Here is a 12541-nt window from a genome sequence, read left to right on the forward strand (position 1 = left end):
TAAATAAATCTGGTGATGATGGCGTAGAGGAAACACTCCTTTCCATTCCGAACAGGAAAGTTAAGCTCTATTGCGCCAATGGTACTGCATGGGCAACTGTGTGGGAGAGTAGGACGTTGCCAGGTAAAATGGCTCGATAGCTCAGTCGGTAGAGCAGAGGACTGAAAATCCTCGTGTCCCTGGTTCGATTCCTGGTCGAGCCACCAAGGTAAGGCGCCGTAGCCAAGTGGTAAGGCAGAGGTCTGCAAAACCTTCATCCCCAGTTCAAATCTGGGTGGTGCCTCCAAAAAAACACCTTAGAATTTTTATTCTAAGGTGTTTTTTTGTATTTAAAATAAAAATTGTACAAATAATCCACAAGAAATAATTATTTCTTGTGGATTATATCTAAATGTTGTGGATAACTATGTTAAACAGGTGCCTAATATTTTTAGCTTTTTATATTCATATGAAAAATGTGCATTGCATCCAATAGGAATAGTTATGTTAGGATAGCTATGTCCAAAAGGAAATCCAGTAATAATAGGAATATCTAAAATTTCTAGCCTATCTAGAATAATTTCTTTTAAAGTCAAACTTCTACTATAATCCGGTAAATCACATCCGGTAAAACTACCCATAATTATTCCTCTGCAGCTAGTTAGCTTTCCACCATAAAGTAATTGAGTAAGCATCCTATCTATGGCATAGGGAGACTCATTAACTTCTTCTATGAGAAGAATAGAATTTTTAGTGTTTATTTCAAAACAAGTTCCTATGGAAGAACAAATTACAGAAAGGTTACCTCCTACAATTTTGCCACAGAAGGAGTTAGGATTTATATAAGAAATATCATTATATTCATTTAGATCATAAGTAATATTAGAACAGTTGGAAGAAACTGATAGAAAAGATTCTAGCGTTTCCTCATTGCTAAAATCTGAATTAATCATAGGACCGTGGAATGTTATTAGTCCTAATTTTGTAAAGTAATTTAACATTATAGTTATGTCACTATAACCACAGAAAAACTTTGGATTTCTCTTTATGACTTTAGGATCTATATAAGGTAAAGTCCTAATGGAACCATAACCACCTCGAAAACAGACAATACCATCTATAGAGGGATCTAAGAACATATCAGTAATATCTATTGCTCTTTCCTGATCATACCCAGCTAGGTAGCCATGACTATTATAAATATGTTTTCCAAGCTTGATATTAAATCCTAGTGAGGAAAATTGATTGATTTTTTCATTTATAATATCTTTATTTTCTGGGGAGGAGGGGGCGATTATCCCAATAGTACAACCCTTAACCAAAGCTTTACCTTTTAACATAAAAAAACCTCCCAAAAGAGATATAAGCTCTCTTTCATATTAGTATATAATATGAAAAAAATAATAACTTTGTTAATTAATTATATCTGGACTAATTGAAAAATTTAGATGAATTGAAATAATATAGTCTAAATGAACAAATCTAGATTAGTTGAACATATCCTTTTTATATAGGACGAAAGCTACAATACCACATATTCCAAAAGTCAATAACATAACAATTGGAAAAGCATAAGGATTAGTCTCACTTATTGGAAGAATTATATTCATTCCAAATATTCCTCCAATAATAGTAGGGATAGACATTAAAATAGTAACGGAAGCTAGAACTTTCATAACTATATTCAAGTTGTTAGAAATAACAGAAGCAAAGAAATCCATCGTACTTGCTAATATGTTACTATATATTTCAGTCATTTCAATGGCCTGTTTATTTTCTATAATTACATCCTCTAAGATATCCTTATCTTCTTCATATTTTTGCATTAGTTCTAGTTTAAGCATTTTTTCCAATGTAATTTCGTTAGCTTTTAAGGAAGTAGAGAAATAAACTAAGGATTTTTCAAGAGAATGTAGTTGAATTAATTCTCTGTTTTTCATGGACTTATGAAGTCTTTTTTCTATCATTAAACTTTTTTTATCAATTTGTCTCAAATATAGGAGGTAGTAAGTAGATACTCTATTTAGTACCTGTAATATGAATCTGGATTTCTTAAATGTATAAAAAGATTTAATTTTACTATTAATAAAATCTGTTAGTACTTTACTATTTTTAAGACAAACAGTTATTAATAAATTATCTGAATTAATAATAGCTAATGGATAAGTATCATATGTTAGAGAATTATCCTCCATTTCAGTAAAGGGAATATCTACAATAACAATAGTGCTGTCATCTTCAAAATCTATACGAGAAGTTTCTTCATCATCTAGTGGAGCTTTTAAGAATTCTAACGGAACAGAAGTTCTTTTTGATATAAGTATTAACTCTTCATCAGAAGGTGCAACAACATTTATCCAGCATCCATTTTCTATAGTATCTAATAATTTTAAGGTTGGGTCAGTTTCGCTTATACTTTTATATATTTGAATCATAGAGGAACCTCCTAATGTAGTACATTATATCTAATTATACTATTTTCTGAGGCTTTGTAAAATAAAAAATAGAGCAAGAGAAACTCTTGCTCTATTTTTTATTATAAAATTCACTTTTTATCTCCAGCAATAGGGATTCTTTTTCAATTAAATCTAATCCTGTAAAAGCTAAAGCGAGGGCAGCTTTTGTTATTTGGCAAAGTGAAAACTTTGATATAGTCGCATTTGCAAAAGCTTCAGTCCCATATTTAACAGATTCATCATCTACAAGAGCGATGTATGGATGAATACAAGGAACTCTTCTGCTAACTACTCCAAGACTAAGTCCAGAATATACATTTTTAGGCCCCTCAATACAAATAATACCGTTCTCTTTAAGGTTATGACTAAATAATCTATTTAATGTTCTATTTGTAATTAATGGTTCATTTGGTGGTTCATAAAGGGAAATAGAATTTGGAATATTAGTTAGACTTGAAACATAGTTTGCGATAGCTCTTAATTTATCCGCTGCAAATTCTGAAAGTGATGTATCTATAGCACGAATATAAAATTTTGCCTCTGCCTCAGTAGGAATTAATAAAGGTGTGAAACCACCTTTAGAAAGAATAGAATTAATTTCTAAATCTTTAGGGAATCCTTTAGTGAGGGAATTAAGTATATTAAAAGTTAAGAGAATAGCATCTAAGGAAGTATAGTTTCCTTTATTTAAAAAACTAAGGCCACTATTTCCAATAAATTTTATGCTCAAAGGAATAATGGCAGAAGAACTACCGCTCTCAGAGGTTATAATATCAGGATGACATTCGAGTACTACATCAATATCATCAAATATTCCTTGTTTAACCATCGTAGCTTTTGTTCCTCCTAGGTATTCTCCAGGACATCCAATAAGGATCATAGAGCCACCTGTTTTAGAAACTTCATTGCCTAATGCAAGGGCACCTGCTAAAGAGATAGTGGTAAGAGCATTATGACCCGTAATATGACCTTCATCCATAACTGCATCATATTCACAAAGAAAACATATTTTTGGGTACCCAGAGCCTTTAATAGCATAGAATGAATTAGGAATATCTAAATAATTAGTTGTTACTTCAAAATTATATTTTTGAAGTAAATTACAAATATACTGCGAACTTTTAATTTCATTATAACTTTCTTCTGGGTTAGAATACAGAAATTCACAAAGATCCTTCACTTCATTTTCAATACTTGATAAGAATGATATCATTTCTTGTTTCATTAATAGCCCTCCTAAAATAGAATTATTATTATTATTTTTAACATTTATTAAGAAAAATATTTATAAATTAATATAAAACTTATTTTGTGATGATAATTGATGATATAATATCAATAGAAATGTGTTTAATTAAAGAAAGAGGTAATAATATGAAGAATGGATATTTTATTGTATTTGAGGGTGGAGAAGGCTCAGGAAAAAGTACGATATTACAGAAAATATATAATTGGATGCTTGAAGAAAAAAAACCATGTATTATAACAAGGGAACCTGGTGGAATAAAAATTTCGGAGCAAATAAGAGAGGTAATATTAGATCCTTCAAATACAGAAATGGATGGAAGAACTGAAGCACTATTATACGCAGCAGCTAGAAGACAACATTTAGTGCAAAAGGTTATTCCCGCTTTAAAGGAAGACAAAATTGTATTATGTGATAGATTTATAGATTCCTCTTTAGCCTATCAAGGATTTGCGAGGGGGATCGGAATTAAAGAAATATACAAGATAAATGAGTTTGCAATTGGCAAATATATGCCTAATATATCTATACTATTTGAAATAGATCCGAAAATTGGTTTAGATAGAATAAATAAAAATAAAAGTAGAGAAGTAAATAGAATAGATTTAGAAAAAATTGATTTTCACAATAAGGTAAGAGAAGGATATAATGAGGTGTTTGAGACAAGTAAGGGAAAAATGATTAAGATTGACGCATCTAAAACAATAGAACAGGTTTATGAAGAGGTAAAAAAGATTATAATGTTACACATAGACTGAAAATGCAATTTTATTCATAATAGTTAGACGTTTATGATAAACTATACATATATATATTATTAATAAGTGGAGGGAATATTTATGAAAATGGTTATAGCGATAGTTCAAGATGATGATGCCTTAGATTTAGTTGATGTATTAACAGAAAAAAACTTTAGAGTAACTAAACTCGCAACTACGGGAGGTTTTTTGAAGTCTGGTAATACTACGCTTTTAATGGGTGTAGAAGCTAACAGAACTCAAGAAGTAATTAAGGTTATAGAAAGTACTTGTAAGAAGAGGAATGAGGTAGTAGCATCACCAGTTCCTTTTTCGGCAAGTACAGAGATGTATATGCAATACCCCGTTGAAGTCCAGGTAGGTGGAGCAACCGTATTTGTTATAGATGTTGATCAGTTTGTAAGAATATAAAGAAAGAGGTGGGGATGTGAAGGAGTTTATCGGATTTAGCAATATAATTAGCAGTTTTAAGAAAAGAGTGGATAACAATATTCTTTCACATGCACATCTTATAATAGGACCTGAAGGTATTGGAAAAAGTATAATGGCAAGAATTTTTGCTTTGAAAATTTTAGGGAAAGATGCGGATTATAATTATGTAGATATAATTCATTATAGACCAGAGAAAGCTTCCTTTGGTGTTGATGAAGTTAGAAAGATAATCCAAGAAGTCGCTAAACGACCTTATGAAGAGGATAAAAAGGTAATTATTATTCACCAAGGAAGTAAGCTTACAGTTCAAGCACAAAATGCCTTACTAAAAACTATAGAAGAACCTCCTTTAGGGGTATACATAATATTATTAAGTGAAAGTGTAGAATTGCTACTAGATACTATAAAGTCTAGATGTCAAATTTACAAGCTTACCCCATTAAATAAAGAAGATATGATAAAATATATTAAAGCTCTTGGAGAAAAGGATAAGGAAAAAATATTAGTAGCATTATCGTACGGAGAAGGAATTCCAGGCCGTGCAAAGAGAATGTTAAAGGATGAGGAGCTTCATGTACTTAGAAACCTCATTATAGAATTATTTGATGAGATGAATAAAAAGAGTTCTAATACTGTAATAAATTATGATAAAAAATTCCTAAAATACAAGAATGAAAAGGAAGAAGTATTAAGAGTAATATCCTCCTTTATAAGAGATATCATAGTGTATAAAGAGTTAAGGGATAAGGATAGAATTATTAATGTCGATAAGGTAAATAAAATAAGCGAATTGTCTAAATTCTTATCTTATAATAAGCTAAATGCCATGCTAGGACATGTGGAAGAAGGAAAAACTAATTTTGAGAATAATATAAGTTATTCAATGACTATAAGTGTAATGCTTATAGGCTTTTTGGAGGGTTAATTAATGATAAAAGTTGTAGGAGTAAGATTTAAAAAAGCAGGAAAGGTATATTATTTTAATCCTTGCTATTTAAATATAAAAAAAGGTGATTATGTTATTGTAGAAACAGCTAGAGGAATAGAGTTTGGAGAATGTGTAATAGATGTTAAAACTATAGATGAGACAGATATTGTAGCACCTCTAAAAAGTGTGTTAAGAATTGCAGATAAAAGCGATATTAACAAACATAAGGAGAATAAAGGCAAGGAAGCAGAAGCTCTAACAATTTGTTTTAAGAAAATCGAAGAACATGCACTTCAAATGAAGCTTATTGATGTTGAATACACCTTTGACAATAATAAGGTAATATTCTATTTCACAGCAGATGGAAGAGTAGATTTTAGAGAATTGGTTAAAGATTTAGCAACTATTTTCAAAACAAGGATAGAGCTTAGACAAATAGGGGTCAGAGATGAGGCTAAGATGATAGGTGGATTAGGACCATGTGGTAGGTCTATGTGCTGTTCATCATTCTTAGGAGATTTTGCATCTGTATCTATAAAAATGGCAAAGGAACAAAATTTATCATTAAATCCGACTAAAATTTCAGGAATATGTGGGAGATTGATGTGTTGTTTAAATTATGAGCAAAGTACATATGAGAATATAAGAAAAAGATTACCTAGAGTTGGATCCATAGTAGAGACTGAAGATGGTACAGGAGAAGTTATTTCAAATAGCACAGTTAAGGAATCAGTTAGAGTAAAGATAAAAATTGGAGAAGAAGAAATTCTTCAAGATTTTAAAATAGAGACTATTAAGTTGATTTCTGGTTCATATGAAGATACAATTGATGAAAAAGATATAAAATTAGTAGTAGAATTAGAAGAAGATAAGAAATTAATTAAGCATCTAATTAATGAAAAATAGAGAGGCGAAAATTTTATGAAATCTGTAATTAGTCTTTATAATATAATTAAGTCAAAAGATGTGAATAAGATTTAAAATGCTATTTCAATGAATGAAGGAGTTACAGCTTGTGAAATATCTTTAGATAAAAAAGAAATACAAATTATATATAATGAGAGTAGCGTAGATCTAAATGAAATGATAGATTCTGTTGAAGATTTAGTATATAACATTGATTTAACTAATAGTTAAATTTTTTAAAATACTTTAAAAAAAATAAAAAACATGTTAAAATAAGATTTGTGTAATAAACGTAATTATTAGGAGGTGTTTTAAATGGCATATGCTATTAATGATTCATGTATAAGCTGCGGTGCGTGTGCACCAGAATGTCCAGTTGACGCTATAAGTCAAGGAGATGCTCAATACGTTATAAATGAAGATACTTGTATTGATTGCGGAAGTTGTGCAGGAGTTTGTCCAGTAGGAGCTCCAGAACAACAATAATTTTGATTTGCGAAGAAGACCGTCTTTTAGACGGTCTTCTTTTCTTTGTTTGTAAGATTAGTTTCTTTCATTAAAATTGTAACGGGAATAGTGGTATCTAAGTTGTTAGTATCTAATAAATCATTATTTAAATTAACAATTGAATCCATTGAAGTAATAAAATCCGTACAGCAATCTAAATAATATGAAGAAGTATATGTTTTATAATACATTGGAATTATAATTTTAGGATTAATTAGTCTAACTAGACTAATAGCCATATTAGAATCCAATGTAAAGTGGCCTCCTATAGGAATGAATAGAATATCTATGTCACCTAAAGACTTAAGGATTTCTTTATCAAATATATGTCCAAGGTGACCTAAATGACATATTTTCATATTATCAAAAGTATAAGTATAAATGATATTTTTACCTCTCTTAATTCCAAAATTATTATCATGAAAAGAAGAAAGTCCCATTAAATTAACAAAGTTAAGATTATAATTGCCACATTTGGTTATTATAATTGGCATGTCAGTTTCAGAGGAACATTCCTTAACATTAAAATTAGGATGACTTATGGTAATTATTTCAGGTTTGTATTCTAATAGCATATTCATTGAGTATAGATTACAGGGATCCGTTAATATTTTATGTTGTAGTGAGTCTTGTAATAAAAATGTACATTCTCCAAACCATTTAATTAACATAGAAAACCTCCTAAGAGTATATATAAATATGTTTTCCCTAAAAAACTATTTTTATGAATAATAAAACTTGCAATTAATAATAATTAATATTAGTATAGATATAACAAAAGTCAAAGTAAGTCAAAAACAGAAGTTTAGTAAGGAGATATTATGGCAAGACTTTCTGATATAATCGAAAATTTTATAAAGACTGTCCTTAGTGAAAATGGGGGGCAACAAGTACAAATTCAAAGAAATGAGTTGGCGGGTCAATTTAGATGCGCACCATCACAAATTAATTATGTATTAACAACGAGATTCACCTATGATAAAGGTTATGTAATAGAGAGTAGACGAGGTGGAGGTGGATATATAATACTTAAACAAGTTACTAAAGATAAGGCTGAACAGAGAAATACTCTTATAAAAGATGTTATAGGAGAGTCTATTACAAATCATAATTCACTATCTATAATAGAAGGATTATATGAGTCAGGATTGGTTGTTGAGAGAGAATCAGATTTAATGAAGATAATTATTAATGATAGGACTTTAGTTTCTGCTGAAAATAAGAATAAAATAAGGGCAGATATTTTAAAAGCTATGCTTATGATTATATTATCTTAGAGTGGGAGGGATTATATATGCTATGTGAAAAGTGTAAAAAAAATGAAGCTAAAATTCATTTAATAAAATTAATAAATAGAGAGAGGACAGAAACTTGGCTATGTGAAACTTGCGCTAAAGAGATATCAGAAATTTCTTTGATTTCTTCTTTGGCACCAATTGAGGGAGCTTCTTTTCAAAATATTTTGAATGGATATTTTCAAGTATTAAATAATAATAAAAAAGAAAAGATAGAAATAATTTGTAAAAATTGTGGCTTAACATATTCTCAGTTTACAAGCAGTGGTCAATTAGGGTGCGGAAGTTGCTATGATAGTTTTTCAGAATTTCTAAGACCTATGATAAAAAGAATTCATGGGGACTTAGAGCATATTGGAAAAATCCCTAATAAATCAGGGAATGAATTTATCGAAATAAAAAGAATAAAAAAATTAAAGGAAGAGCTTCAAAAATGTATTAGTGTTGAAGAGTATGAAAATGCAGCTATTATAAGAGATGAAATCAAAATATTAGAGAACTGTAAGGAGGTAAGATCTAAGAATGAAGAATTGGATAGATAGCCAGGTATCTCCACAGGATATAATAATAAGTAGTTCAATAAGTCTATGTAGAAATTTTAAAAAAAATAGGTTTACAGATAAAATGAAATGTGATGAAGCTAAAGAAAATGTAGATATGATATTTAAAATATTATGTGATAAATCACAGGATGAAGAATTTAAATTAATTAAGTTATGGGAAGAAGAAAATAAATGCTCTGAAACTTATAGGGATAAACATATAATTAGTGAAGAATTATTAAAGAGGAAAGATAGAGGTGCATTTATAGTAAATAAAAATGAAACATTATCAATAATGATAAATGAAGAAGATAATGTAAGAATACAATGTACAGTAGACGGGTTGAATTTACACGGTATATATAAATATATAAATAAATTTGACGACTATATTGAAGAGGATATAGCTTATGCTTTTCATGGAGACTATGGGTATTTAAGCGCAAGTCCATCAAACGTTGGAACGGGTATGAAAGCAACAGTAGCAATGCATTTACCGGCGCTTACAATTAGTCAAGAAATTCCTAACATACTTAACGGGCTAAATAGGGTTGGAATGACTATAAATGGAATGTATGGAGAAAAATTAAAGTCTGATGGAAATATGTATCACATATCTAATCAAATTACTTTAGGAGTAAAGGAAGATGAGATAATAGAGAATTTAAAAGGTGTAGTTTTTAATATTGCAAGTGAGGAAAAAAAATATAGAGAAATTTTTTTAGCAGAACATAAACATGAAGTAGAGGATAAGATATTTAGATCATATGGAATTTTGAAAAATGCTAAGATGTTAAAGTCAAAAGAAACTTTAGAGTTATTATCATATATAAGATTTGGAGCAGAGCTTGGATTACTTGATATTGATAAAAAAACATTAAACAATATTTTGATAAAGAGTCGTACTTCATTAGTAATGAAAAACTTGAAATCTGAATCAAGTAGTGTCGAGCAGAATTTAGAAAGAGCAAATATAGTGAAAGACTTATTAAGTTAAATAGAATCGGAGGTGGTATTAATGCCATATGGAAAATTTACAGAAAGAGCACAAGTTGTAATATTAGAAGCTCAAAAAGAATCTCAAAAATTCAAACATGGATATATAGGTACGGAGCATATTCTTCTAGGAATATTGAAGGAAAGCGGGGATGCTAAGGAACTATTAATTAAATATGGTATAAACACAAAATTAGTCTTGAATTTAATAGAGGATTATTTGGGATTTGGAGAATCTTTAATGCCTAAAGGAGAGTTATTGCTTACTCCAAGGACAAAAAGGTTATTTGATGCGAGTTTTATCGAAGCTGAGAATCTAAAGCATAATTATGTAAGTCCTGAACATTTATTATTGGCCTTAATTAAAGAACAAGAAGGAGTAGCATATACAATTTTAAATCAGTTAAATTTAGATTTTAAAGGGTTAAGAAAAGAAGTGATATCCCTTCTATCAGATAAAGATATAGAGCAAGTAATTGAGGGTAAACAAAAAGATAGTAAAGAGTCTAAAACACCTATGTTAAATAAGTATAGTAGAGATTTAACTGAACTTGCGAGGCAAGGCAAGTTAGATCCTGTAATAGGAAGAAATGCGGAAAATCAAAGAGTTCTTGAGATATTATGTAGGAGGATAAAGAATAATCCATGCTTAATTGGAGAACCAGGGGTAGGGAAAACAGCAGTAGTGGAGGGTCTAGCACAAAGAATAGTAGATGGAAATATACCAGAAATTTTAAGAAATAAGAGAGTGGTTAGTTTAGATTTAAGTGCTATGGTAGCAGGAGCTAAATATAGAGGAGAATTTGAGGAAAGATTAAAGAAGGTAATAGAAGAAATAAAAAACAATAAAGAGATTATTGCTTTTATTGATGAAATCCATACTATAATAGGAGCAGGTGGGGCAGAAGGAGCAATTGATGCTTCAAATATTCTAAAACCTGGCTTGGCAAGAGGAGAAATTCAGTGTATAGGAGCAACTACAACAGATGAGTATAGAAGATATATTGAAAAAGACTCAGCTTTAGAAAGAAGATTTCAACCTATTGTGGTTGAAGAGCCTAGTAAGGATGAAACTCTAGCTATATTAAAAGGATTAAGAAGTAAATATGAGGATCATCATAGAGTAAAGATAACTGATGAAGCATTAGAGGCAGCTGTTGAGTTATCCGATAAATATATAACGGATAGATTTATGCCAGATAAGGCAATAGACTTAATGGATGAGGCATCGTCTAAAATTCGTATTGAGAATTTGGTATCTCCTCCAGATCTGAAGGAAATTGAAGGAGATATACATGAGGTAGTTAAGAAAAAAGAGGAGTCTATTAGAATACAAGATTTTGAAAAGGCTGCAATATTAAGAGATAACGAGAAGGATCTTAAGGCTAGGTTAAATGGATTAAAAAGAGATTGGAGTACTCAAAGTTCAATACAAGTACTAACTGTAAATAGTGAAAATATTGCTAGTGTAGTATCAGGGTGGACTAGGATTCCTGTAGAGAGATTAACAGAGAGAGAAAGTGACAAACTCTTGAAATTAGAAGAAATACTTCATAAGAGAGTAATAGGTCAAGAAGAAGCTGTGAAGGCAGTGTCACAAGCTGTAAGAAGAGCTAGAGTGGGACTAAGAGATCCTAAGAGACCTATTGGAAGTTTTATATTTCTGGGGCCAACAGGAATAGGAAAGACAGAACTTTGCAAGTCTCTAGCAGAAGCTATGTTCTCAGATGAAAAAAATATCATAAGAGTTGATATGTCCGAGTACATGGAAAAGCATTCTGTTTCTAGATTAATTGGAGCTCCACCGGGATATGTAGGCCATAATGATGGGGGACAATTAACTGAAGCCGTAAGACGGAAACCATATTCAGTAATATTACTTGATGAAATAGAGAAAGCCCATCCAGATGTTTTCAATATTTTGCTTCAAATTATGGAGGATGGAAGACTTACAGATGGAAAAGGTAAGGTAGTAAATTTTAAAAATACTATAATTATAATGACATCAAATGTAGGAGCGAATTCTATAAAAAAACAAAAAACCATGGGATTTGCCATTGATACTAACAATGATACTGAATATGAGAAGATGAAAGATACTATAATGGAGGAACTTAAGAAAAATTTTAGACCAGAATTTTTAAATAGAATTGATGATACTATAGTATTTCATAAACTTAGCAAGGAAGATATGATTTTAATAGTAGATCTAATGTTAGAGACTATTATGAATAGACTTAAAGATAATTCTATTAGTTTACAATTTAATGAAGCTTGTAAGAAGTTTTTATTAGATAAGGGAATTAATTTAGAATATGGGGCAAGACCTTTAAGAAGAGTGATAACAAAGGAAGTAGAAGATAGGTTAAGTGAGGAAATCTTAAGTGGAAATGTTAGTAAAGGAGATAATTTATTGGTATCAGTAGGAGAGGATAAATTGATTTTTAATAAAATAAAAGAGATTGAACATGTACAGTAGTAGATTCGTCGTAAGCA

Annotated in this window: 14 protein-coding genes, 2 tRNA genes and 1 rRNA gene; 13 read left to right on the forward strand and 4 right to left on the reverse strand. The window is 30.1% G+C overall.

Annotation, left to right across the window (positions count from 1 at the left end; translation table 11 throughout):
* The first annotated feature begins 8 nt into the window (after positions 1 to 8).
* The 3 genes from rrf (at position 9) to CLVI_RS14250 (ending at position 286) form a co-directional block, all read left to right on the forward strand.
* Positions 9 to 125 (forward strand): 5S ribosomal RNA (gene rrf, locus CLVI_RS14240).
* A gap of 5 nt (positions 126 to 130) precedes the next feature.
* Positions 131 to 206: transfer RNA gene (locus tag CLVI_RS14245), tRNA-Phe, on the forward strand.
* Positions 207 to 212: 6 nt separating this feature from the next.
* A tRNA-Cys gene (locus CLVI_RS14250) sits at positions 213 to 286 on the forward strand.
* Positions 287 to 404: 118 nt separating this feature from the next.
* On the opposite strand, the gene CLVI_RS14255 is transcribed toward CLVI_RS14250, so the two are convergent.
* The 3 genes from CLVI_RS14255 to CLVI_RS14265 form a co-directional block, all read right to left on the reverse strand.
* The gene (locus tag CLVI_RS14255) at positions 405 to 1319 is read right to left on the reverse strand and encodes a S66 peptidase family protein (RefSeq protein WP_106060798.1); all 915 of its coding nucleotides are present in this window, start codon (positions 1317 to 1319) and stop codon (positions 405 to 407) included.
* A 147-nt stretch (positions 1320 to 1466) separates the two neighbouring features.
* Entirely contained in the window at positions 1467 to 2414 is a 948-nt protein-coding gene (locus CLVI_RS14260; protein WP_106060799.1) for a magnesium transporter CorA family protein, read from the reverse strand.
* Positions 2415 to 2505: 91 nt separating this feature from the next.
* Positions 2506 to 3660 (reverse strand): zinc-binding metallopeptidase family protein, encoded by a 1155-nt coding sequence (locus CLVI_RS14265; protein WP_106060800.1) that lies wholly within the window; start codon positions 3658 to 3660, stop codon positions 2506 to 2508.
* A gap of 149 nt (positions 3661 to 3809) precedes the next feature.
* Here CLVI_RS14265 and tmk point away from each other — a divergent pair, with 149 nt between their 5' ends.
* The 6 genes from tmk (at position 3810) to CLVI_RS14290 (ending at position 7191) form a co-directional block, all read left to right on the forward strand.
* Complete coding sequence (tmk, locus tag CLVI_RS14270) at positions 3810 to 4439, forward strand: dTMP kinase (RefSeq protein ID WP_106060801.1); 630 nt, start codon at positions 3810 to 3812, stop codon at positions 4437 to 4439.
* A gap of 81 nt (positions 4440 to 4520) precedes the next feature.
* Positions 4521 to 4850 carry a cyclic-di-AMP receptor gene (locus CLVI_RS14275; protein WP_106060802.1) on the forward strand — a complete coding sequence of 110 codons (330 nt, stop codon included), beginning with the start codon at positions 4521 to 4523 and terminating at the stop codon, positions 4848 to 4850.
* Between the two features lie 16 nt (positions 4851 to 4866).
* Positions 4867 to 5796: a DNA polymerase III subunit delta' gene (locus CLVI_RS14280; protein WP_106060803.1), complete on the forward strand. Its 930-nt coding sequence runs from the start codon at positions 4867 to 4869 to the stop codon at positions 5794 to 5796.
* Positions 5797 to 5799: 3 nt separating this feature from the next.
* The gene (locus tag CLVI_RS14285; protein ID WP_106060804.1) at positions 5800 to 6705 is read left to right on the forward strand and encodes a PSP1 domain-containing protein; all 906 of its coding nucleotides are present in this window, start codon (positions 5800 to 5802) and stop codon (positions 6703 to 6705) included.
* Between the two features lie 87 nt (positions 6706 to 6792).
* Positions 6793 to 6936 carry a hypothetical protein gene (locus tag CLVI_RS17300; protein WP_146127338.1) on the forward strand — a complete coding sequence of 48 codons (144 nt, stop codon included), beginning with the start codon at positions 6793 to 6795 and terminating at the stop codon, positions 6934 to 6936.
* Between the two features lie 84 nt (positions 6937 to 7020).
* On the forward strand, positions 7021 to 7191 hold the full coding sequence (locus CLVI_RS14290) for a DUF362 domain-containing protein (protein WP_106060805.1): 171 nt from the start codon (positions 7021 to 7023) through the stop codon (positions 7189 to 7191).
* Between the two features lie 26 nt (positions 7192 to 7217).
* Here the strand turns inward: CLVI_RS14290 and CLVI_RS14295 are convergent, their stop codons facing one another.
* On the reverse strand, positions 7218 to 7883 hold the full coding sequence (locus CLVI_RS14295) for an MBL fold metallo-hydrolase (protein ID WP_106060806.1): 666 nt from the start codon (positions 7881 to 7883) through the stop codon (positions 7218 to 7220).
* Positions 7884 to 8033: 150 nt separating this feature from the next.
* Here CLVI_RS14295 and CLVI_RS14300 point away from each other — a divergent pair, with 150 nt between their 5' ends.
* The 4 genes from CLVI_RS14300 to CLVI_RS14315 are packed head-to-tail and all read left to right on the forward strand — an operon-like array spanning position 8034 to position 12524.
* Positions 8034 to 8489, forward strand: a complete 456-nt coding sequence (locus tag CLVI_RS14300; protein ID WP_106060807.1) for a CtsR family transcriptional regulator — start codon at positions 8034 to 8036, stop codon at positions 8487 to 8489.
* Positions 8490 to 8506: 17 nt separating this feature from the next.
* Complete coding sequence (locus CLVI_RS14305) at positions 8507 to 9049, forward strand: UvrB/UvrC motif-containing protein (protein WP_106060808.1); 543 nt, start codon at positions 8507 to 8509, stop codon at positions 9047 to 9049.
* Entirely contained in the window at positions 9030 to 10046 is a 1017-nt protein-coding gene (locus tag CLVI_RS14310) for a protein arginine kinase (RefSeq protein WP_106060809.1), read from the forward strand. Before CLVI_RS14305 ends, CLVI_RS14310 begins: the two co-directional genes overlap by 20 nt.
* Positions 10047 to 10067: 21 nt before the next feature.
* Positions 10068 to 12524 carry an ATP-dependent Clp protease ATP-binding subunit gene (locus CLVI_RS14315; RefSeq protein WP_106060810.1) on the forward strand — a complete coding sequence of 819 codons (2457 nt, stop codon included), beginning with the start codon at positions 10068 to 10070 and terminating at the stop codon, positions 12522 to 12524.
* Positions 12525 to 12541: the final 17 nt, after the last annotated feature.

The organism is Clostridium vincentii (assembly GCF_002995745.1).
Taxonomy (GTDB): Bacteria; Bacillota; Clostridia; order Clostridiales; family Clostridiaceae; genus Clostridium; species Clostridium vincentii.

Coding starts and splice junctions, on each gene's coding strand:
- CLVI_RS14255 (WP_106060798.1), bottom strand. CDS start 1,319: ATGTTAAAAGGTAAAGCTTTGGTTAAGGGTTGTACTATTGGGATAATC.
- CLVI_RS14260 (WP_106060799.1), bottom strand. CDS start 2,414: ATGATTCAAATATATAAAAGTATAAGCGAAACTGACCCAACCTTAAAA.
- CLVI_RS14265 (WP_106060800.1), bottom strand. CDS start 3,660: ATGAAACAAGAAATGATATCATTCTTATCAAGTATTGAAAATGAAGTG.
- tmk (WP_106060801.1), top strand. CDS start 3,810: ATGAAGAATGGATATTTTATTGTATTTGAGGGTGGAGAAGGCTCAGGA.
- CLVI_RS14275 (WP_106060802.1), top strand. CDS start 4,521: ATGAAAATGGTTATAGCGATAGTTCAAGATGATGATGCCTTAGATTTA.
- CLVI_RS14285 (WP_106060804.1), top strand. CDS start 5,800: ATGATAAAAGTTGTAGGAGTAAGATTTAAAAAAGCAGGAAAGGTATAT.
- CLVI_RS17300 (WP_146127338.1), top strand. CDS start 6,793: ATGAATGAAGGAGTTACAGCTTGTGAAATATCTTTAGATAAAAAAGAA.
- CLVI_RS14290 (WP_106060805.1), top strand. CDS start 7,021: ATGGCATATGCTATTAATGATTCATGTATAAGCTGCGGTGCGTGTGCA.
- CLVI_RS14295 (WP_106060806.1), bottom strand. CDS start 7,883: ATGTTAATTAAATGGTTTGGAGAATGTACATTTTTATTACAAGACTCA.
- CLVI_RS14300 (WP_106060807.1), top strand. CDS start 8,034: ATGGCAAGACTTTCTGATATAATCGAAAATTTTATAAAGACTGTCCTT.
- CLVI_RS14305 (WP_106060808.1), top strand. CDS start 8,507: ATGCTATGTGAAAAGTGTAAAAAAAATGAAGCTAAAATTCATTTAATA.
- CLVI_RS14310 (WP_106060809.1), top strand. CDS start 9,030: ATGAAGAATTGGATAGATAGCCAGGTATCTCCACAGGATATAATAATA.
- CLVI_RS14315 (WP_106060810.1), top strand. CDS start 10,068: ATGCCATATGGAAAATTTACAGAAAGAGCACAAGTTGTAATATTAGAA.